The organism is Sporosarcina highlanderae (assembly GCF_030433715.1).
GTDB classification, from domain to species: Bacteria; Bacillota; Bacilli; order Bacillales_A; family Planococcaceae; genus Sporosarcina; species Sporosarcina highlanderae.
Genome location: NZ_JAROCC010000006.1, coordinates 13,815 through 34,246, shown reverse-complemented (window position 1 = coordinate 34,246; position 20,432 = coordinate 13,815). Strand labels below are relative to the sequence as shown.

The window sequence follows — 20,432 nt, the reverse complement described above, 5'->3', positions numbered from 1 at the left end:
TCATTTTCTACGAACAGTTTCATCCAATAGCATTCGATTTATTCGAAACCCGGATTATAAATTAGGGTAATCTTGGCAATCATGACTAGTAGTCGAAATTGGCTTGCTCTATTTTGCAAGGGAGGAAAAAAGTTTTGCAGAAAGAATTTCGAAAAACTGTTGGAACTGCTGAACAGCGGATTGACGCTGTAGAAAAATCGACAGGTAATGTTAAGTACCTCGGAGATAAATTAATAACGGGAATGTTACATGCAAAGGTCGCTACGAGTACAGAGGCCCATGCTCGTATAAAATCCATTGATACAAATGAGGCCTGGAAAGTACCAGGCGTTCGCGCGATTGTAACTGGGGACACATTTCCTTTTCCGATTGGGCCGATACTTGCGGATCGTCCACCTATCGCTTTTGATAAAGTGCGTTATTATGGAGAACCCGTTGCAATCATAGTTGCCGATTATCCTTATCAAGCAAAACAGGCCGCAAGTAAGATCGTCGTTAAATATGAAAAACTTCCAGTTGTCAATTCGGTTGAGCAAGCGTTTCAGGAAGACGCGCCAATCATTCATGAACAATTGGGGCAGTATACTAAAATCATTGACAATGTCTATCCGGTTCCCGGTACTAATATTGCAAGTCATATTAAAATCAGAAAAGGCCAATTTGGCCAAGCATGGGCAACTTGTAAAGATACGATTACAGCTACATATTCCTTTAATCTGTCGGATCACGCAGCAATGGAGACACGCTCGGCAACTGTAGAGATCAACCCGGATGGACGGGTCATCGTCCATTCTACAAGCCAGTCTCCGTTTACAATCAAAAAGATTTTAAATCAATTTTTCAATATAGAAGTTGGGAAAGTGATCGTCCATATACCGATGTTGGGTGGTGCGTTTGGTGGAAAAGGTGCAGTACAATTGGAACCGCTTGCCTATTTGGCTTCAAGTGCGGTTGGAGGAAAACTGGTTAAACTGCAATATGAACGTGAAGAGGACATGATGACTGCGCCCTGCCATATCGGATTTAACGCAACAGTAAAATTGGGAGTCAATGAAGAAGGAAAGTTATTAGCTGGCCAGTATACATTTTTGATAGAGGCAGGGGCATATTCCGACCAGGCTGCAGGTATCACTCGTGCCGCCGCGCTTGATTGTACAGGCCCTTATCATATTCCCAACGTGTGGTGCGATTCCTATTGCATGTATACGAATCACCCTTACGCAACTTCCTTTAGAGGATACGGTCATCCGGAACTCACATTTGCTATTGAACGCACGATGGATCAACTCGCAAAACAATTGAATGTGGATCCGATTGAATTCCGATTGTTGAATGCTATTAAGCCTGGCCATTCTACGCCAACACAATCTGTATTGACAGAAAACAATATCGGGGATACGGCAAAATGTATGATAAGAGCAAAAGAATTGATAGAGTGGAACGGCAATCAAACTACTGTAACTGAAAATGGTAAAATCCGTGCGAAAGGTGTTTCGTTATTCTGGAAAACTTCCACTACATCTACAAACGCTCAAGCAGGGGCTGTATTGCTTTTTGAGCCAGACGGTACAGTCAAGTTAAGTTGTGCTGCTGTAGAGATTGGTCAAGGGACAAAGACGATATTGGCTCAGATTGCCGCCGAACGCTTAAAGATGAACATGAAGGATATACATGTGACGATGGAAGTGAATACGCAATATAATCCGCATCAATGGCGTACAGTCGCAAGCAGTACAACTTTCCTTGCAGGGAATGCGGTTTTGGCAGCAGCGGATGATGCTATTAGACAGTTGAAAAAGATAGGGGCAGTTGCTCTACAATGTTCTGAAAATGATTTGGAAGTAGGGAATAGTAGAGTTTATCTAAGGTCGAAGCCGACCTACGGTATTGATATAAAAACGATTTGCTTAGGATATAAATACCCGAATGGACATACGGTCGGTGGACAAATCATAGGAACTGGAGTCCATGTTCAAAGGCAATTGACGGAGATGGATAAGGATACGGGGTTTGGTGATCCGGGTCCCTGGTGGTCTGTAGGTGCACAAGCAGTGGAAATCGAGTGGGATGAACAGAATTACACTTATGAAATCTTGAAAGCGATAACTGTAATGGATGGAGGCACAATTATTAATCCAATGACTGCCACTCAACAAATGCGCGGAGGGATATTCCTTGGTCTAAGTATAGCAAGTGGAGAATCATTTGAATTCAATGATAAGGGAGTCATCCAAAATCCAGATTTCAGGACATACCAACTGATGCGGTTCGGCGAACAGCCAAAAGAATATATTGTTGAGTTCGTTGAGACACCCAATGAGGATGGACCTTTCGGTGCAAGAGGAATCGGGGAATACGGGGTGATCGGTGCTGCTTCGGCTTTGGCTAATAGTCTTTCATCGGCAACCAAAACGGAACTGAATAAGCTTCCGTTAACTCCAGAGCTGATATGGCAGACAAGGGAGGTAGGTCAATGATCTCGTTCGATTTTGAGTATTTTAAGCCTGAATCGATTGATGAAGCAATTAAAACTTTTTCAAGCGAATGGAAGTTGGGTAAGAAAGTTGTCTATTTCTCCGGCGGCACTGAAATAATTACATTTTCAAGAGGTGGTAAACTGACAGTCGACACGGTTATTGACTTAAAGGGAATTCCAGAATGTAAAGTATTGGAGATTCAAGGAGATCGTCTTATCATTGGTGCAGCGGTAACGTTGAACCAACTAATTGAATCAAACCTTTTTCCATTATTAAGTGAAACAACCCGGCGTATCGCAGACCATACTTCAAGAAATAAAATTACGATTGGCGGCAATCTTATGAGTCAACTTGGTTACAGGGAAGGATTATTGCCGCTTTTAGTGGCAGATGCGGTCGTAACCGTTGCCAATCAAACAAAGATTGAAGAAATTCCAATTGAGAAGTTTTCAGGTAGTGAGTTGAAAGAAGGGGCATTTTTAACGCAAATTAAAGTCCCTGTTTCAAATCTGAAGTTGCCTTCAAAGAGCATAAAGCGAACTCGCACCTCAAAAGTCGGTTACCCAATCGTAAGCTTAGCCGCACTGGTACATGAAGGGAAAATTCGCGTTGCATTTAGCGGCATTAACAGCTTGCCGTTTCGTTCTACGGTAATTGAATCTATTTTGAATGATAAAAAAATGAGTGACCAGCAAAGGATTGACAAAGCAATTACCAAACTGCCTTCAACTATCACAGATGATCTTTTAGCTTCAAAGGGCTTTAGGCAATACACTTTTGGAAAAATGTTGATAGAGTTGAACTCGGTTTTGGAGGAAAAGCTATGATTAGTTCAAATACAAGAAAATATACTGTCGTTTCGTTATTAGTAAATGGAGTCTCCCATGATGTAATGATTCGTTCAGCTGATACACTGCTTTACACCTTACGAGAACAATTAGGGCTGACAGGCGCCAAATATGCATGCGGTAATGGTGACTGTGGTGCATGTACAGTATTGGTAAATGGAAAACCAATGCATTCTTGCCTAACATTAGCAATCGAGTCAATTAACGACGAAATCACAACAATTGAAAGCATGAAACACTCTGACATTAGAAGTGCATTTGTAGCAAATTGGGCTATCCAATGCGGATACTGCACACCTGGCTTTATCTTGAATTGCCATGCACTTGTGAATGAACATCCAGATGCAGATGACGAGATAATTGAAGAATGGTTAAAATCAAACCTTTGCAGATGCACCGGGTATCAGGAAATAAAGGATGCTGTAAAGTCGGTTTTAGAGGCTAATAAATTGAAGGCCAAAGAAAATAGTAACCTTGCGCAATAATAAAGCGAGCCCTTGGGAGCAAAACCAAGGGTTCGCTTTTTATTTCTTAAAGCTTTGGTTGCTGACGTTTAATGTTTCAATCAGTTGAAGGGTTTGCGCGGCTTGATCAATTTGTTTACGCACCTGTTCTAATTGTTGTTGAACGGTTGTTGGTGCCTGAGTGGCGGCTTGGGACTGGGTCTGGTTCAGCAGAGAGGCGGCTTGCTGTAGTTGTTGCTGTGCTTGTTTTACAGATTGGACATCAAACATTGTACTCATTTGTTGAATCGTTTGTGTAGCGCTTTGAAGCTTTTGGAGAATTTGTTTCTTCTCCTGCTGGAACTGTTGTTCAATCGTCTGTTGTGTTGTTTGTTGTACCAATTTCAAAAACTCCTTTCATTGACCGCTTCTTTTATAGTATGTGTAGATTATACATGCATTAGTCTGAAGATTGATTAATATCGTTTTTACTTGTGATATAATTGTGTAACATGAATTGGAAGGAGAAGTATATTGGGGGATACATCCGACTCTTTTGAACTGTTTTCAATTATTCATTTTTCAACGCTCTTTCTATTGGTCTGCTTATCTCTAATTTTATTTTGGCAACGAAGGAATATTAGAAGTAGGAATCCTGCTCAATTGGAATTCTGGGAGAGGTTTGCCGCGGTATCACTGTTTGCCATGGAAATTACCTATCATATTTGGTTAGTGGCAAGTGGCAGATGGGCAGTAGATGATTCTCTTCCGCTTGAGTTATGTAGTCTATCGCTGTTTGTCACCATTGTATTGCTTTGGTCGAGAAATCGGTATTTAGTGGATTTTGTTGTTTTTGCCGGGATTGGGGGCGCCATTCAGGCGGTTGCGACTCCAGTTTTGGATATGAATTTTCCTCACTTCCGATTTTTCCACTTTTTCTATACGCATGCCGGCATCATTTTGACCGGTCTCTATTTTGTTTGGGTTAAAGGTTATAAGCCTACATTTAAAGGCGTACTAAAGACGATGATTTACCTCAATGCAATTTTACCAGTGATTTTTATAATGAATTGGCTATTGAGTGGTAATTATATGTTCTTACGTATGAAGCCGCAAAATGGTAGTCTGCTTGACTTCCTTGGACCTTATCCTTGGTATATTCTGTCCCTGGAGGCTGTAGCATTTACTTCGTTTATCTTAATTTGGTTGTTATTAAGAGAACGTAAGAATAACGGGATATAGTCCATTTTTTTGCATAGACAGTAATTTAAACTCAGTGGTATAATTTAGTAACCAAATTGAGTGTAGGAGGATACCTATGACGACAGAAAAGAAAAAAATCAGTTTGAAAGATGCCGTGAAACAACAACTTGAGGCGAAGAAAAATAATAACTCCCAATCAAAGACTGCTGGATCTTCCATTCAGCAAACACCAAAGATGAAAAGCCAGCAAGCGAAAAAAGTTAGCCAGAACAGAAGGAAAATGGGTGTCTGATTGTTTAAGGATACGATAATAGAACGCATTAGCAAGCCTTTATGACAAGGCTTGCTTTTTTGCATTTTTATCATCAGCTATGTAATATAGTAATCGCTAAGAAATAAGCGTAAAAAGCTGAAAAACAGAGGTCTGTATTCTATAATGAATAAAGTAAAGATAAGATCTACATACAAACATCGAAGACAAGAAGCGAGGAACATCCATGTTCAGAAAAGCTGAAGGTAAGGCACATGGCAAATTGATTTTGATAGGCGAGCATTCCGTTGTCTACGACAAACCGGCAATCGCACTCCCATTTTGCGATATAGGCGTTAAAGCGACCATTGAAAGTCGGGGGAAGGGGGAAGGAATAGTAGTCAATAGTAGATATTTCAACGGACCACTATCAAATACGCCCGAAACACTTAAGGGCATAAAAGCATGTGTAGAAGAAACGTTACATCTGTTGAATGTTAAACCACCAACAATAAAAATCTCGATTGAGTCGACCATTCCTTCAGGTCGAGGCCTTGGGTCCAGTGCTGCTGTAGCGCACTCAATCGTAAAAGGGATTTTTCACTACTACGATACGCCTCTTAGACATGATGTACAAATGCATCTTGTCCAAATCGCTGAAACACATGCCCATGGAAATCCAAGCGGTATTGATATGGCGGCGACTTCAAGTGATTCGCCAATCTGGTTTCAAAAAGGTAGAACGGTAAAAAAACTTGAAATCGTAGAGCCATTGTATTTGGTCGTTGCTGACTCTGGCAAATTCGGCGATACGAAAAGTGCTGTTTGTGGTATACGAAACCTTTATCTGCAAAATCCTTCAAAAGCTCGCAAATCCATTGACCTACTTGGGGATTATACATATGAGTGTGAACGCTATTTATCGCAAGGAGATTTGGCTAAGGTTGGAAAGTATCTCGATCTTGCGCAAGTAGAGCTTGGACGGTTAAGTGTCAGTGATGAAGCACTTGACCGTCTAATTGAAACCGCAAAAAACCAAGGTGCATTGGGCGCAAAGTTAACAGGTGGAGGACGTGGCGGCTGTATTTTAGCATTAGCTAAAGATAAGCATCATGCAGCCGATCTTTCGAAAGCTTTGACGCAAGCTGGTGCATTACAAACTTGGACGAGTTATGTTAGTTACCCTCAACCTAATGAGTAAAGAAAGAAGGAGGTTTGTTAAGTGAAGATAACAGCACGTGCACATACAAATATCGCCTTAATAAAATATTGGGGTAAACGTGACGAACAACTGTTCCTGCCGATGAATAATAGCATTTCAATTACTTTGGATCAGTTTTATACAACAACTTCTGTTGCTTTCCGTGATGATTTAAAGGCTGATTCATTTATCTTAAATGGAATCGAAATGGGGGGCCACGAAGTTGATAAAATATCAAGATTTCTTGATTTGATAAGACAAACTGCGGGTCGAAATGAATATGCAATTATCGATTCAGTTAATAATGTACCGACCGCTGCAGGTTTTGCATCATCAGCATCTGGCTTTGCCGCATTGGCGGCAGCTTCTACTAAGGCTATTGGATTAGACTATAGTGGCTCCGACCTTTCAAGAATAGCACGTTTCGGCTCCGGCTCCGCCTGCAGGTCAATCTATGGAGGATATGTGGAGTGGAACAAAGGAGTGCGTGTTGACGGTACAGACTCGTATGCAATGCAGATTCTTGAGGAATCTAAATGGGATTTAAGCATTCTTTCCGTTATGGTTGAAGCGAGACAGAAAAAAGTGTTGAGTAGGGAAGGCATGACACACACAGTAAAGACATCAGACTTTTATTCGGGTTGGTTGGAGACAATCGATGCTGATTTAAATCTTGCAAGAGAAGCAATCCACGGGCGGGATTTCGAGAAATTAGGAACTGTCCTTGAAAGAAATGCGCTTAAAATGCATGCAACAATGTTAGGTGCGAATCCACCATTCTTCTATTGGACAGGGGCCACATTAGACGTAATGCATACGGTGCAAGAACTTAGGGATTCCGGTATACAAGCTTACTTCACAATTGACGCAGGTCCGAATGTCAAAGTGATTTGCCAACCTAAAGATGAAATGGCCGTAAAAGAAAGGATGCAGCAAATTCAAACCGTTCGTGAGGTGTTTGTTTGTCATCCTGGACCAGGAGTAAGTTATATTGGCGAATGAAAGGCGTGTTCAGATGGACACAACGTATAAAAAAATCCGTGTACCTGGAAAATTGTTTATCGCAGGTGAATATGCGGTCCTTGAACCCGACGGACAATGCATCGTTGTTGCAGTCGACAGGTATGTATTTGCGGAAGTAAGAAGAAGTGAGGAAAATCGAATTGATCTTCCGCAATTGGGGTATTCCGATATAACTTGGACGGCTGAAGAAAGTAAATTATTCTTTAATGTGACGGGTCCTAAGCTGTCCTTTATTCAAAACACAGTGGAAGTTTGTCACCAATATATAAGTGAATTAGGGGTTACCCCAGTGCCATTCAATTTATCCATTACAAGTGAATTGGATGATCCATCCGGTAAAAAATATGGTCTTGGATCAAGTGCAGCTGTCGTTGTTGCCGTGGTTACTGCAATATTGAATAGCCATAAGGAAGTTGGAATTCAACCAACCAAAGAACTAATCTTCAAATTGGCCGCAATTGCACATTTTAAAACCCAAGGAAATGGATCATGTGCCGATATTGCAGCTTCAACATATGGAGGTTGGCTGCTTTATAGCCCTTTCTATGGAGGCTGGTTGAACGAACGTGTACAAGCTAATGTGAACGCTTATGCACTTGTCCATGAGCCTTGGCCTGGTCTTATCATATCTTCGATTGTTCCACCCAAGGATATTCGGTTGTATATTGGCTGGACCGGCAGTGAGATGAGAACTGCCGGCATGATTCAAAGGGTTCAGGATTTTAAAGATAAGAATCCCGTTGGCTATAAAGATTTCATAGATTCAAGTAGGGCTGCTGTTTCCTCGTTGGTAAAAAGTTTTACCGAAGGAAATACCAACCTAGCTTTGCAAAGCCTTTCGATGAACCGAGAGGCATTGTTGCAGTTAAGTGATCAATCGGATGCTAATATCGAAACACCTAAGTTGAAACAGTTAATCGAGATTGCTGACAAATATGGTGCTGGAAAGACATCTGGTGCTGGTGGCGGTGATTGCGGAATTGCATTTATACAAAAAGGGCAAGATGCTGAGTCCTTGAAAAATGATTGGAAAAAGGTATTTATCGAACCATTGGATTTAAAAGTGTCGTTAGAAGGTGCGATGGTTACATGAAAGGAGGAGAATTGAATGCCGGATTCAATAAATAAACGAAAAGCGGAGCATATACAAATTACGCTTAACGAAAAAGTGACTGGTAATGAAATAACTACCGGATTAGAGAGAGTTCATTTCATACATAACGCACTTCCTGAAATCAATTTCTCTGAAATCTCAATCGAGAGCAAGTTTTTGGAGCAAAATCGTCCGACACCTTTCATGATCAGTTCGATGACTGGCGGAGCTGCGTTTGCAGAGACTATAAACCGTAATTTGGCGATTGCAGCGGAAGAGAAAGGCTGGATCTTCGCTCTTGGATCAATGCGAGCACTTATTGAGAGTGAAGAACATCGCGCTTCGTTTCAAGTGAGGGAATATGCACCTTCAGTCCCGATTATCGCGAATTTAGGTGCTGTCCAATTAAATTATGGATTTGACGTTGATCAATGCCGTCGGATTATCGAAATGTCGGATGCTAATGCTTTAGTGTTACATTTGAATAGCATTCAGGAAGTCATTCAACCAAATGGAGATTTGAATTTTAAGGATCTTTTGGTGAAAATCGAAGAGCTTACGAAAACCTTAGGAATTCCTGTAGGCGTAAAAGAAGTTGGTTGGGGCATTGATGGACGGACAGCCAAGAAACTATGTGATGTTGGCATTTCATTTATTGATGTGGCGGGTGCTGGTGGAACGTCATGGAGCCAAGTTGAAAAATACCGCTCCAATGACCCGGTAAAACGTGCGGCTGCAGAAACTTTCAGCGTTTGGGGCAATTCAACGGTGGATTGCATTGTTTCGGTCCGTGAGGAAATTGAAGAACAATCGATCGTAGCAAGTGGCGGCATGTATACAGGCCTGGATGCCGCGAAATCGATTGCATTAGGTGCGGATATTGTTGGTTTCGGAAGATCGATCTTGAAAGAAGCAACTCAATCTGTAGAAGACGTTATGCAAGTCATGGAAACGAAGGAACTTGAGCTGCGAATGGCAATGTTCGGTATTGGAGCCGCCACAATTCCTGAACTGCATAAAAGCGACAGGGTTATATTTAAGAGAATATGACATTATTTAGGAGCTGTTCAGATGAACAGCTCCTCTATTTTGTTTACATCTGTTTCATAAGATTGGCCATCTCGATCGCGGATACTCCAGCATCCCATCCTTTATTACCAGCCTTCGTACCAGCACGTTCAATAGCCTGCTCAATAGAATCAGTCGTCAACACGCCAAAGATAACTGGAACACCTTCTGTCATGTTAAGAGAGGCAACACCTTTCGCAACTTCATTGCATACAACGTCAAAGTGGGGGGTTGCGCCTCTAATAACGGTGCCAAGTGTAATGATAGCATCATATTTCTTTGAAGCCGCCATCCGTTTTGCTATGAGCGGAATTTCGAACGCCCCAGGCACCCAAGCGATTTCAATGTCATCTGCTTCAACTCCATGGCGGCGTAATGCGTCTTCTGCGCCTCCAAGAAGCTTTCCGGAAATAAATTCATTGAATCGGGATACAACAATTCCGATTTTAAGTCCTGTACCGATTAAATGTCCTTCATATGTCAAACTCATTTAGTTTTCCTCCTCAGTTATGCAATAGATGTCCTAATTTCATTTTTTTCGTTTCCATATAGAAACGATTGTCATCCTCGACAGGCAATTCGATCGGGATCCGATTTTCTATGATTATCCCATGTTCTGAGAGTCCTTCGATTTTTCGTGGATTATTCGTCAACAATTGAATCCGACGGTAACCGAGATCATTAAGGATTTGGGCGCTAATGTAATATTCCCGTAAGTCGTCTTTGAAACCTAAGAGGGCATTCGCCTCGACTGTGTCATAGCCTTGTTCCTGCAGTTTATATGCTTTCATTTTATTGACGAGTCCGATTCCACGTCCCTCTTGGCGCATATAGAGAAGAATTCCATTTTCAGCATTTTCGATTCGGGAAAGTGCCGCGTCTAACTGTGGTCCGCAATCACAGCGGCAAGAACCAAATACGTCTCCCGTCAAGCATTCTGAATGAATTCTGACGAGAGGGGCTCCCGTAACTGCAGATTCATCGTTATGACCTTTTACAAAAGCTATATGTTCTCGACCGCTCACTTTTTCTATATAGGTGACCGCAGTAAAATCTCCATACCTCGTAGGCAAGTGAATATCCACAACTCTTTCAACGAGTTTTTCATTCCGCTTCCGGTATGCAATCAACTGCTCAATCGTCAAGATAATGAGTTCATGCTGCTTTGCAATTTCTCTAAGTTCGTCTCCGCGTGCCATCGTTCCATCATCATTCATGATTTCGCAAATGACTCCCGCTGGAGTGGCACCGGCAAGGCGGGCGAGGTCAACTGCCGCTTCCGTATGTCCTTGGCGTTCCAAAACGCCGTTTGCTTTAGCGACTAAGGGGAAGATATGGCCTGGTCTTCTGAAATCAGCAGGTGACGAGTCGGGATGAAGCATTTTCAATATCGTTTCCGAACGTTCAAATGCTGAAATCCCCGTGTGGCAAGACGAATGGTCAATGCTAACTGTGAAAGCAGTCTCATGAGTGTCTGTGTTCGTCGTTGTCATAGGAGTCAACCCAAGTTGGTCAGCAAGCTGCTGTTCAATCGGAACACATATCAAGCCCCGTCCTTTTGTAGCCATGAAATTGATCATCTGTGGTGTAGCGAAATCAGCAAGTACGACAAAATCTCCTTCGTTTTCACGGCTTTCATCATCTACGACGATGATCGCTTTGCCTTGTTGTAATTCCTCAATTGCTTGTTCTACCGTACCAAACATCATAAGCACCTCTAATCCAAAAATCCGTTTTTGGCAAGCGTAGCCATTGTAAGCCCGCCGGACGGTTCAGTTTCTTTCATTGAGACAATCCGCTCCATATATTTCGCAAGGATATCGCATTCTATATTGACATAATCGCCCACACGCTTATTTCCAAGGATGGAATCAGTTTGAGTAACAGGGATTAACGACACTGTGAATCCTTGTTTCGAGATGGCGAAAACAGTTAACGAAGTACCATCGACCGTTATTGAACCTTTTGGGACAAGTTGTGTTTGAAAAGTGGAATCCATCCGAATATCAAAATAGATTGCGTTAGCTACTGGTCGGACAGCAATAATTTCACCGATGCAATCGACATGACCGGTAACAAAATGGCCGCCAAAACGGCCGTTCGCTGCCATCGCACGCTCTAAATTTACGCGGTTTCCAGCTTGCAATGTAAATAAAGTAGTCGCTTTGAACGTCTCTGGCATTACATCAGCTATGAAATCACCTTTTGAAAAGTCCGTTACAGTAAGACATACTCCATTGACGGAAATACTATCTCCCTTTTTTACGTCTGTCAGCACACGACTACATGCAACAGTTAATTGCATCGAAGTAGGACCTTTCTTTACTGCTTGAACGGTCCCGATTTCTTCAACAATACCAGTGAACAATCAGCTTACACCTCCAGTGGAGAAAAGTGCATGAAGCCGTATGTCTTCTCCAATTTGCTTTACATCGATAATCCGGAGCGTCTCCGATTCCGAAATGGTTGATCGGTTCTCATTCATGAATAGGGAAGGGCCGTTCCCAATCAATTTAGGTGCCATATACAGATACAGCTCATTCGCAAGGCGAGCCTGAATGAAACTTGAATGGACCTTGCTTCCGCCTTCGACTAACAGAGTCATGATACCTCTTTTGGCAAGTCGCGATAGGACTTCATCCAAAAAGGGGATATGCTCCGGTATCGTTTCCACATGAACGTTAGGTAAATCAGAAAAGCTATGAGGCGGCTGATCGGATTCAAGTGCGAAGATGATTGTTTCAGCAGCTTGGTCCTGTAAAACATTTGCAGTTTTTGGCGTCCGTAGATGCCTGTCTAAAATGATTCGTATTGGGTTCTTTCCACCATGGGGCAAACGGGTGGTGAGGAAAGGGTTATCTTGAAGAATAGTGTTTACACCAACTAAAATTGCATCATGGGTATGGCGGAGGGTATGGACTTCGTGTCTAGAACTTTCAGACGTTATCCATTTGCTGTTCCCATTTTGCGTTGCAAGACGGCCATCGAGAGTCGTGGCAGCCTTCAATGTAACATAAGGTTGTTGGTGTTGTATAAAATGAAAAAATGCCCGATTGCTAAAATCCGCCTCTTCTTTACATAAATCAGTGATCACTTCAATTCCGGCATCCCTAAGAAGCCTAATCCCTTTACCGTTGACGGAAGGATTCGGATCTTTGGATGCGATGAAAACACGGCGGATGCCGCTTGCAATGATGGCCTCTGTGCACGCAGGCGTTTTTCCAATATGCGCGCACGGTTCCAAAGTGACATAGAGATCTGCATCGACTGCATGTGATCCGGCCATTGAGAGGGCGTGCACTTCAGCATGAGGTGTTTTAGCTTTCATATGAACACCTGTCCCTACTATCTGGCCGTTTTTAACACAAACAGCACCGACAATAGGATTCGGTGATGTTTGACCCTCTGCAAGCTTTGCAAGATCTAAAGCTAACTTCATATAATCGGCGTGGTCCATCGAATTCCCCCTTTCAGCATTTGAAAGGGCGGATATAGAGTTGGGCATGGCCATCAAAATCTAACAACTTCTCCCATCCAGACTTTAACTGTCGGTGCCGGAGTTTCACCAGCTCCACCGTCTTCCGCGGGGAAGAACGGGTCACGGACTGACAAGCATTGCGCTTGATCACCGCCGGTAAGGAATTTCACCTTGCCCCGAAGTGTCGTTTTGAATTGACCGAATCAAATTTAACATACATGGGAGTTAATTGCCAAGTTTTTGTTGTTAGATTGGTAGGATGTTATTTTGATTAGTAGAATTTGAAAAGTAAAATGATAGAATAGCTTGCTATTTTCCGATTTGTTCATTTAATTGTAATAGAGAACATGAGTTTGTATAATGGGGGTAGGGGAGGGATGTTAATTGGCAAGAAACTTAGGTATGACAGACGAAAAAATCATTGAGTTATATAAAAGTGGGTTGCCTTATGCACAGCTAATTTCTATTATCGGTTTATCCGTTAGTGGAATTAAGTATGTACTAAAAAAGAATGGTATTGAGTTAGATCATACTACAGGGCGTCCACGCATTCATAAAGTGAATGAAGATTATTTTAAAGTTTGGAGTCATGAGATGGCCTGGGTATTAGGCTTGATCATTACGGATGGTACTATTAATAAAAAAGTGCATAGTGTTTACTTAGCGCAAAAAGATGAGACTATACTGCGTAAAGTTGCTATACTCATGGGTGCTGAACCAAGAATAACAGCGCCAACAGGTACCAGGACCACACCAATGTTAATCATCAATTCAAATACCATTAAAGAGGACTTAGAACAAATTGGCATTAAACCAAATTAGTATATAGGGTTTGGGTAAAGGGAAAACACGAGCTTCCAAAACTTGCGTCTATCATTTACGCTGATTCAGAAGGTCTGTTTATTAAACACAAAAAAGATAGAATGTCTCAACACGCTACCATGGGGCAACTAATTCTAAAACTGGAGTGATATATATGTGGAAACTTGTTAATGGCAAATTACAGCAAACTACAGATACGAGTAGGGTTAAATTTAAAACAACGATTAGCAAAGCATTGATTAATGAATTGTCGATTTTAGCGAAAAACAATAATACACACGTTAATTATCTAATAGAAAGCGGTTTTGTAAATTTTTTAGATAACGGTGAGGAAATATCCTATACTAAGGATCAGCGGCCAAAGGATCGAGCACATTATAAAACAACTTATGATAAAGAATTGCTCGAAGCAATTAAAGATGTTGCAAAAGAGAATGACTTATATATAAATGACGTTATCGAGTACAGTACAAAATTCATCGACGTTGAAAGCAGTAAAAATAGTAACTATCGATACAGAATAGAGGTATGATAACACTTTTAACAACAACCCCACTTTTAGGGTCCCGGTCATAATATATATTAGTGAGAGTTGAATTTCATTCAAAAGTATACTTGAAACATTGAGATGAAACCGATTTTCATCAAATTAAAAACCTGCTGCGGATCATTAGATGATTTCCGCTGCAGGTTCGGTTTTTGCTTGATGTTCCAAAATAATATTCCTTCGTTTCATTTGAATGAAAAATAACAACGTCAAACTTAAACTGATCATGCCAAAAATGATCACCATCGTCTGCAATCCTAAAATGTCCAAAAATGCACCCGCACTTAATAAGACAATTTGGAACATAACTCTTTCCAGCATATTTCGGAATGAGAAAAAACGTCCGTGATATGCTTTCGGCATTTGTTTTTGAAAAATAACCATTGCTGTAGGAAAGAAACAGCCTAACGCAAAACCTAATACGGCAAATGCTCCTAATGTCAATACAATATTATGAGCAAAATAAAGCATGAATTCCGCTACGGCCACCATGGATGCAAAGAAGAATAAAATGACTGTTGTTTTCCATTTTCTTGTTATTAACTTAACTGCAAAAGAACCAATCATGAAAGCTATGCCTTCAAATGTATAAATCCAACCCTTAATTGTTGAAGAATCTTGGATTTCACTTATATTAATGACTATCAGGTTGAAAGAGCCAATAAATAATAAAGGTATCATGGTCATGATAAGTGTCATTCCGACTGCTGGAAATGCCTTTAAGACGGGAAATACTTCTATAAAACTGCCTTTACTCCCCTTACCCCCTTCATCTACTCGTCTTCCCTTTTCTTCATCAATCCTTAATAACATTGTAAATCCTAACAACAAGGCATACGCTACCATTGAAACCCAATACAAAGAAGCCAATGACCAATAGACAAGCATGACACCAGCAAGGGCTGTTCCAGCTACACGTGCAATTGTTGCGACGTTCATATGCATCCCGTTCATCGTTAAAAGATCTTCGTCTTTGACTATTAGAGGAATTGTGGATTGTAATGCCGGAAAATAGAAAGTTGCTGCAAGTTGTATAGTAATGATAAAGGCCACCATCCACCAGACAGATCCGGTTGAAATGGCTAACAACATAAAAATGACACTGACTAACCTACCAAAGCCAGCCACAATTAATATCGTTTTTTTCTTTGACTGGTCTATGATTCTTCCCGCAAGTGGGCCTGCAATAATGCCTGCAAGTAAACCGATTGAAAGGATCAATGCTTTTACAAAATCGGAAGGGACCTTTTCCTGTAAAAACTCCAAATTTCCAATTATCCCTGTCCATAGCCCGAGACCCGCTATCATTTCCCCACTCAGGATAATCCAAACGTTCCGATTTCTCCACATCTTCGTCACCGTTCTCTCTGTTATTTCGACTTCCGAACTATTATACGGTAAATAATGAAAGTTGTCACTATCAATATTTCGACATAAAAAAAGTGTCTGCCGACGGTATATTCGTTGGCAGACACTTTGGTCAAGATTTCATTTCTGCTTTTAACTCTTTATAAACGGAAACTACCTTTCCATCTTTACTTTCATCCAATACGGAACTTCCGTTCGATAAGCGTTCGACAAGCCTTAAGCCCCCTGCTTCAACAGTTACTTTTTGGTCCTTGTCTGTCGCTATGATGACGTTTTCACTTGGTTTGACAGGTTTGGTTCCTACAATCCGATGTGGATTTGTTTTCAATTCCTTCAGCACCACTACACCACGCTGTGCCCTCACAGCAGTCTCGAATTCTTTTAGCCCTATCCGTTTGACAGAACCACGTTGTGTAGCAATAAATACGGAATCCGATTCATCCTGAATGACGAGCATTGAAACAAGCTTATCTTCCGCTTTCAAATTAATACCGCGAACTCCCGCTGTTCGAATACCTGTAACCGTCAATTCTGTTAAAGAAAACCTGAGTGCGTAGGCCTGTTCTGTGAATAAAATAACCTCTTCTTCACCTGTAACAAGCTGCGCATCAACCATGTAATTCCCCTTTTTAATATTCATTGCCTTAAATGTCCGTGAATAACGTTGAACTTGGAAGTCCACTAACTTTGATAGCTTAATATTTCCATTGTCTGATACTGTTAAAATCGATTTTTCTTCTTCAAAATTATCTACGCCAATCGCTGCAATGATCTCTTCATTCGGTTCAAGTGAAATAATGCTTGAGATATGCTGCCCTAAATCACGCCATCTTATATCTGGTAATTCGTGAACAGGTTGATAGATGTAGTTACCAAATGAGGTGAATAGAAGAATATGATGCTGAGTATTCATGACGGATTCAAATAGAACATAATCGGATTCCTTTATATCCATACCAGTGCCGTTTGTCGCGCTATACGAACGAATGCTCGTCCTCTTTACATAGCCATCTTTCGTAACTGATACGACAACTTCTTCACTTGGAACAAGAATATCAAGATCAACTTTGATCGTTTCAATCATCTCTTCAATAACTGATCTTCTCTGTTCAGAAAACTGTTTACGAACATCCATTAATTCTTTTTTGATGACCGCGGAAAGTTTTTTATCACTTTTCAAGATAGCGTCAAGATGTTCAATCAGTTTCCTAAGCTCCGCATCTTCTTTTCTCAGTTCAGTTATGTCAGTATTCGTAAGTCTATATAACTGGAGTGATACGATTGCTTCAGCCTGCACTTCGGTAAAACCGAATTTGGAAATGATATTGTTCTTGGCATCACGCTTGTCCTTTGATGCCCGGATTGTCTTAATCACTTCATCCAAAATGGATAAAGCCTTCATAAGCCCCTCAACAATATGCAAACGATCCTTCGCCTTTTGAATATCATATTTAGACCGTCTTGTAACTACTTCTTTTTGGTGATCAATATATGCATCCAACAGCATCGGTAGTGACATTAATGTCGGTCTTCGGTTTGAAATAGCAACCATATTGAAATTATAAGTCACTTGAAGGTCTGTATTTTTCAAAAGATAATGCAATATGGCATTGCCATCCATATCTTTTTTCAATTCGATAACTATACGGAGGCCTGTTCGGTCGGATTCATCTCTTACATCCGCAATACCATCCATTTTCCGATCCAAACGCAGTTCATCAATCTTCTTTACCAAATTCGCTTTATTTACATCATAAGGAATTTCGGTGATGACGATTTGAGATTTACCTGCTTTTAACGGTTCGATTTCTGATTTTGCACGAATGATAAAACGGCCTCTGCCTGTTTCATAAGCCGTTTTAATACCACCCGTACCTTGGATAATTGCCCCTGTTGGAAAATCCGGACCCTTCATGACAGTCATCAATTCATCCACTGTAGCGTTTGGTTTATCCATCCTCATAAGCACTGCATCAATCACTTCATGAAGTGCATGTGGTGGAATATCTGTAGCATACCCAGCTGAAATCCCTGTTGAACCGTTTACAAGCAAATTTGGAAAACGAGCAGGTAAAACGGTCGGCTCTGGCTCTGTATCATCGAAGTTTGGAACAAATTCCACAGTGTCCCTTCCGATGTCACGCAACATTTCTGAGGCGATAGCTGAGAGCCTTGCCTCGGTATAACGCATTGCGGCCGCTGGATCGCCGTCGACCGAACCGTTATTACCATGCATTTCGACCATAAGATGTCGTAGCTTCCATTCCTGGCTCATCCTGACCATCGCGTCATAGACAGATGAGTCTCCATGAGGATGATAGTTACCGATAACATTACCGACAGTTTTAGCAGACTTCCGGAAAGCCTTATCATGCGTATTCCCTTCATGGAACATGGCGTATAAAATACGTCTTTGTACTGGTTTCAGTCCATCCCGGGCATCAGGTAGGGCGCGATCTTGAATGATATATTTACTATAACGACCGAAACGGTCTCCTATTACTTCTTCCAAGGGCAGATCTTGGTATCGTTCAGTTGAAGTCATTCAAAGTCCCCCTCAACATGTAAAAATTCATTTTCCAAAATATTATGGTCCTCTGTGCCGAAATCCACGTTATTTTCAATCCATCTCCGTCTTGGCTCAACCTTATCGCCCATCAATGTAGTGACACGCCTTTCAGATTGTGCTCCATCCTCTATCGTGACGCGAATAAGCGTTCTGGTTTCCGGATTCATCGTCGTATCCCACAGTTGATCGGCATTCATTTCCCCGAGCCCTTTATAGCGTTGCAGCATATACCCACGGCCGACTTTTTTGATGGCTGCGTCAAGATCCGCTTCAGTCCATGCGTATTCGACCACTTCTTTTTTTCCGGCTCCTCTGGAAACTTTATAAAGTGGGGGTAATGCGATATATACTTTACCAGCCTCGATCAAAGGTTTCATATAGCGATAGAAGAATGTTAGAAGAAGCACTTGGATATGTGCCCCGTCGGTATCCGCATCCGTCATGATGATCACTTTATCATAAGCGATATCGTCAACTTGGAAATCAGCGCCGACTCCTCCGCCGATTGCATGGATGATTGTGTTGATTTCCTCATTTTTCATGATATCTTCCAACTTCGCCTTTTCTGTGTTAATCACCTTACCTCGAAGTGGCAAAATCGCTTGGAATGTTCGATCTCTTCCTTGTTTTGCAGAGCCACCAGCAGAATCACCCTCGACAAGGTACAGTTCATTTTTAGCTGCATTCCGTGATTGGGCAGGAGTCAGTTTTCCTGTTAACAATGTATCGGATCGTCGACGTTTCTTTCCAGAACGAGCATCTTCCCTTGCTTTTCGTGCCGCTTCCCTTGCCTGTTGCGCTCGCACAGCTTTTCGGATCAAATTAGCACTTAACTCAGCATTCTCTTCAAGGAAATAAAGAAGATGCTGTGAAATGATGGCATCCGTAGCTGTTCTTGCTTCGCTTGTCCCTAACTTCCCTTTTGTCTGACCTTCAAACTGAAGGATTTCTTCTGGAATCCGTACAGAAATAATTGCTGATACGCCTTCCCGAATATCAGAGCCATCAAGGTTTTTATCTTTCTCTTTCACTAACCCTGTTTTTCTTGCATACTCATTGAATACGCGGGTCATAGCGGTCTTTGCACCGGTTTCGTGCGTTCCTCCGTCTTTTGTCCTTACATTGTTAACGAAGGAAAGGATCGTTTCTGAGTAGCCATCCGTAAACTGAAATGCGAATTCCACTTCAATCTCTTCGGATTGCCCTTCAAGGTACGCAACATCATGAAGTACATCCTTTTCTTCATTCAAATATTCAATGAAAGCTTTAATACCAGATTCATAATGGAAGATGTCTTGCTTTTCTGTGCCTTCTTCTTTTAGAACGATTTTTAAACCTTTTAAAAGGAATGCAGATTCACGTAAACGCTCAGATAAGATTTCATATTGATACTTTATCGTGGAAAAAATAATCGGATCCGGCTTGAAGTGGATCAATGTACCTTTTTCACGGGTTGTCCCTATCTCTTCAAGAGTAGTGACCGGCTTCCCGCCATGTTCAAAGCGTTGGCGGAATTTCTTGCCATCACGGAATATCGTCACTTCCAGCCATTCTGACAGCGCATTAACGACAGATGCGCCAACCCCATGCAATCCGCCGCTCGTCTTATAACCGCCTTGACCAAACTTTCCACCTGCATGAAGGACTGTCAGAATAACTTCCGTTGTCGGTTTTCCAGTCTTGTGCATCCCTGTTGGCATTCCACGTCCATAATCCCGAACGCCTATACTGCCATCAGCATGGATTGTTACATCTATTTCAGAACCAAATCCAGCAAGCGCTTCATCTACCGCGTTATCTACTATTTCATAAACGAGATGATGAAGTCCTCGCGAGTCGGTCGAACCAATATACATACCAGGTCTCTTCCGGACTGCATCAAGGCCCTCGAGAACTTGGATTGAATCATCATCATATGCGTATACTTCTTGCTCTTTCGTCAAATCGCAACCCCCATCAAACGAATGTTCTCTTTTTGTTTATATACTATCGTATCGCTTCCTGTAAAGCTTGTCAAATCAACGTTTCAGGAAGCTCGCTCA

The 20,432-nt window shown here is 41.6% G+C and carries 19 protein-coding genes and 1 riboswitch; of the genes, 11 read left to right on the top strand and 8 right to left on the bottom strand.

The window, feature by feature from the left end; translation table 11 throughout:
• Positions 1–134: 134 nt before the first annotated feature.
• Genes P5G49_RS08950 through P5G49_RS08940 form a run of 3 tightly spaced genes read left to right on the top strand, consistent with a single transcriptional unit; the run spans position 135 to position 3,810 of the window.
• Entirely contained in the window at positions 135–2,477 is a 2,343-nt protein-coding gene (locus P5G49_RS08950; protein ID WP_301243190.1) for a xanthine dehydrogenase family protein molybdopterin-binding subunit, read from the top strand.
• Complete coding sequence (locus P5G49_RS08945; protein WP_301243188.1) at positions 2,474–3,304, top strand: FAD binding domain-containing protein; 831 nt, start codon at positions 2,474–2,476, stop codon at positions 3,302–3,304. Before P5G49_RS08950 ends, P5G49_RS08945 begins: the two co-directional genes overlap by 4 nt.
• Positions 3,301–3,810, top strand: coding sequence for a (2Fe-2S)-binding protein (locus P5G49_RS08940; RefSeq protein ID WP_301243186.1), 510 nt, complete (start codon positions 3,301–3,303; stop codon positions 3,808–3,810). The genes P5G49_RS08945 and P5G49_RS08940 overlap by 4 nt, the downstream gene beginning before the upstream one ends.
• A gap of 39 nt (positions 3,811–3,849) precedes the next feature.
• Here P5G49_RS08940 and P5G49_RS08935 read toward each other — a convergent pair whose 3' ends face one another.
• Positions 3,850–4,170, bottom strand: a complete 321-nt coding sequence (locus P5G49_RS08935) for a hypothetical protein (protein WP_301243184.1) — start codon at positions 4,168–4,170, stop codon at positions 3,850–3,852.
• Positions 4,171–4,302: 132 nt separating this feature from the next.
• Between P5G49_RS08935 and P5G49_RS08930 the strand changes: the two genes are divergently transcribed.
• From P5G49_RS08930 to fni, 6 genes are all read left to right on the top strand, one after another.
• Positions 4,303–5,010 carry a YwaF family protein gene (locus P5G49_RS08930; RefSeq protein ID WP_301243182.1) on the top strand — a complete coding sequence of 236 codons (708 nt, stop codon included), beginning with the start codon at positions 4,303–4,305 and terminating at the stop codon, positions 5,008–5,010.
• A gap of 76 nt (positions 5,011–5,086) precedes the next feature.
• Positions 5,087–5,263, top strand: a complete 177-nt coding sequence (locus P5G49_RS08925; protein ID WP_301243180.1) for a hypothetical protein — start codon at positions 5,087–5,089, stop codon at positions 5,261–5,263.
• A gap of 205 nt (positions 5,264–5,468) precedes the next feature.
• Positions 5,469–6,422: a mevalonate kinase gene (gene mvk / locus P5G49_RS08920; protein WP_301243178.1), complete on the top strand. Its 954-nt coding sequence runs from the start codon at positions 5,469–5,471 to the stop codon at positions 6,420–6,422.
• A 21-nt stretch (positions 6,423–6,443) separates the two neighbouring features.
• Complete coding sequence (mvaD, locus tag P5G49_RS08915) at positions 6,444–7,424, top strand: diphosphomevalonate decarboxylase (protein ID WP_301243177.1); 981 nt, start codon at positions 6,444–6,446, stop codon at positions 7,422–7,424.
• Positions 7,414–8,538 (top strand): phosphomevalonate kinase, encoded by a 1,125-nt coding sequence (locus tag P5G49_RS08910; protein ID WP_301243176.1) that lies wholly within the window; start codon positions 7,414–7,416, stop codon positions 8,536–8,538. Before mvaD ends, P5G49_RS08910 begins: the two co-directional genes overlap by 11 nt.
• Before the next feature lie 15 nt (positions 8,539–8,553).
• Entirely contained in the window at positions 8,554–9,588 is a 1,035-nt protein-coding gene (gene fni, locus P5G49_RS08905; RefSeq protein ID WP_301243175.1) for a type 2 isopentenyl-diphosphate Delta-isomerase, read from the top strand.
• A gap of 43 nt (positions 9,589–9,631) precedes the next feature.
• Here the strand turns inward: fni and ribH are convergent, their stop codons facing one another.
• From ribH to ribD, 4 genes are read right to left on the bottom strand one after another with little or no spacing between them, the layout of a single operon-like run.
• Positions 9,632–10,096 carry a 6,7-dimethyl-8-ribityllumazine synthase gene (gene ribH / locus P5G49_RS08900; RefSeq protein ID WP_301243174.1) on the bottom strand — a complete coding sequence of 155 codons (465 nt, stop codon included), beginning with the start codon at positions 10,094–10,096 and terminating at the stop codon, positions 9,632–9,634.
• 13 nt (positions 10,097–10,109) lie between these two features.
• Positions 10,110–11,312, bottom strand: coding sequence for a bifunctional 3,4-dihydroxy-2-butanone-4-phosphate synthase/GTP cyclohydrolase II (locus P5G49_RS08895; protein WP_301243173.1), 1,203 nt, complete (start codon positions 11,310–11,312; stop codon positions 10,110–10,112).
• 11 nt (positions 11,313–11,323) lie between these two features.
• Positions 11,324–11,974: a riboflavin synthase gene (gene ribE / locus P5G49_RS08890; RefSeq protein WP_301243171.1), complete on the bottom strand. Its 651-nt coding sequence runs from the start codon at positions 11,972–11,974 to the stop codon at positions 11,324–11,326.
• The gene (ribD, locus tag P5G49_RS08885; protein ID WP_301243169.1) at positions 11,975–13,063 is read right to left on the bottom strand and encodes a bifunctional diaminohydroxyphosphoribosylaminopyrimidine deaminase/5-amino-6-(5-phosphoribosylamino)uracil reductase RibD; all 1,089 of its coding nucleotides are present in this window, start codon (positions 13,061–13,063) and stop codon (positions 11,975–11,977) included.
• A gap of 61 nt (positions 13,064–13,124) precedes the next feature.
• Positions 13,125–13,272: riboswitch (FMN riboswitch) on the bottom strand.
• 196 nt (positions 13,273–13,468) lie between these two features.
• Between ribD and P5G49_RS08880 the strand changes: the two genes are divergently transcribed.
• Positions 13,469–13,906, top strand: coding sequence for an LAGLIDADG family homing endonuclease (locus tag P5G49_RS08880; RefSeq protein WP_301243167.1), 438 nt, complete (start codon positions 13,469–13,471; stop codon positions 13,904–13,906).
• Positions 13,907–14,060: 154 nt separating this feature from the next.
• The gene (locus P5G49_RS08875) at positions 14,061–14,438 is read left to right on the top strand and encodes an rRNA methyltransferase (protein ID WP_301243165.1); all 378 of its coding nucleotides are present in this window, start codon (positions 14,061–14,063) and stop codon (positions 14,436–14,438) included.
• Between the two features lie 138 nt (positions 14,439–14,576).
• Here the strand turns inward: P5G49_RS08875 and P5G49_RS08870 are convergent, their stop codons facing one another.
• The 3 genes from P5G49_RS08870 to parE all read right to left on the bottom strand — a co-directional run bounded on the left by P5G49_RS08870 (position 14,577) and on the right by parE (position 20,333).
• Positions 14,577–15,803 (bottom strand): MFS transporter, encoded by a 1,227-nt coding sequence (locus tag P5G49_RS08870; protein ID WP_301243524.1) that lies wholly within the window; start codon positions 15,801–15,803, stop codon positions 14,577–14,579.
• 130 nt (positions 15,804–15,933) lie between these two features.
• Positions 15,934–18,366 carry a DNA topoisomerase IV subunit A gene (gene parC / locus P5G49_RS08865; RefSeq protein WP_301243163.1) on the bottom strand — a complete coding sequence of 811 codons (2,433 nt, stop codon included), beginning with the start codon at positions 18,364–18,366 and terminating at the stop codon, positions 15,934–15,936.
• A complete protein-coding gene (parE, locus tag P5G49_RS08860) occupies positions 18,363–20,333 on the bottom strand; it encodes a DNA topoisomerase IV subunit B (RefSeq protein ID WP_301243161.1) in 1,971 nt (656 codons plus the stop codon). The genes parC and parE overlap by 4 nt, the downstream gene beginning before the upstream one ends.
• Positions 20,334–20,432 lie beyond the last annotated feature (99 nt).

What these genes read in the sequence shown, in the direction of transcription:
- P5G49_RS08945 (WP_301243188.1), top strand. Translation starts at nt 2,474, where the DNA reads ATGATCTCGTTCGATTTTGAGTATTTTAAGCCTGAATCGATTGATGAA.
- P5G49_RS08940 (WP_301243186.1), top strand. Translation starts at nt 3,301, where the DNA reads ATGATTAGTTCAAATACAAGAAAATATACTGTCGTTTCGTTATTAGTA.
- P5G49_RS08925 (WP_301243180.1), top strand. Translation starts at nt 5,087, where the DNA reads ATGACGACAGAAAAGAAAAAAATCAGTTTGAAAGATGCCGTGAAACAA.
- mvk (WP_301243178.1), top strand. Translation starts at nt 5,469, where the DNA reads ATGTTCAGAAAAGCTGAAGGTAAGGCACATGGCAAATTGATTTTGATA.
- fni (WP_301243175.1), top strand. Translation starts at nt 8,554, where the DNA reads ATGCCGGATTCAATAAATAAACGAAAAGCGGAGCATATACAAATTACG.
- ribH (WP_301243174.1), bottom strand. Translation starts at nt 10,096, where the DNA reads ATGAGTTTGACATATGAAGGACATTTAATCGGTACAGGACTTAAAATC.
- P5G49_RS08895 (WP_301243173.1), bottom strand. Translation starts at nt 11,312, where the DNA reads ATGTTTGGTACGGTAGAACAAGCAATTGAGGAATTACAACAAGGCAAA.
- ribD (WP_301243169.1), bottom strand. Translation starts at nt 13,063, where the DNA reads ATGGACCACGCCGATTATATGAAGTTAGCTTTAGATCTTGCAAAGCTT.
- P5G49_RS08875 (WP_301243165.1), top strand. Translation starts at nt 14,061, where the DNA reads ATGTGGAAACTTGTTAATGGCAAATTACAGCAAACTACAGATACGAGT.
- P5G49_RS08870 (WP_301243524.1), bottom strand. Translation starts at nt 15,803, where the DNA reads ATGTGGAGAAATCGGAACGTTTGGATTATCCTGAGTGGGGAAATGATA.
- parC (WP_301243163.1), bottom strand. Translation starts at nt 18,366, where the DNA reads ATGACTTCAACTGAACGATACCAAGATCTGCCCTTGGAAGAAGTAATA.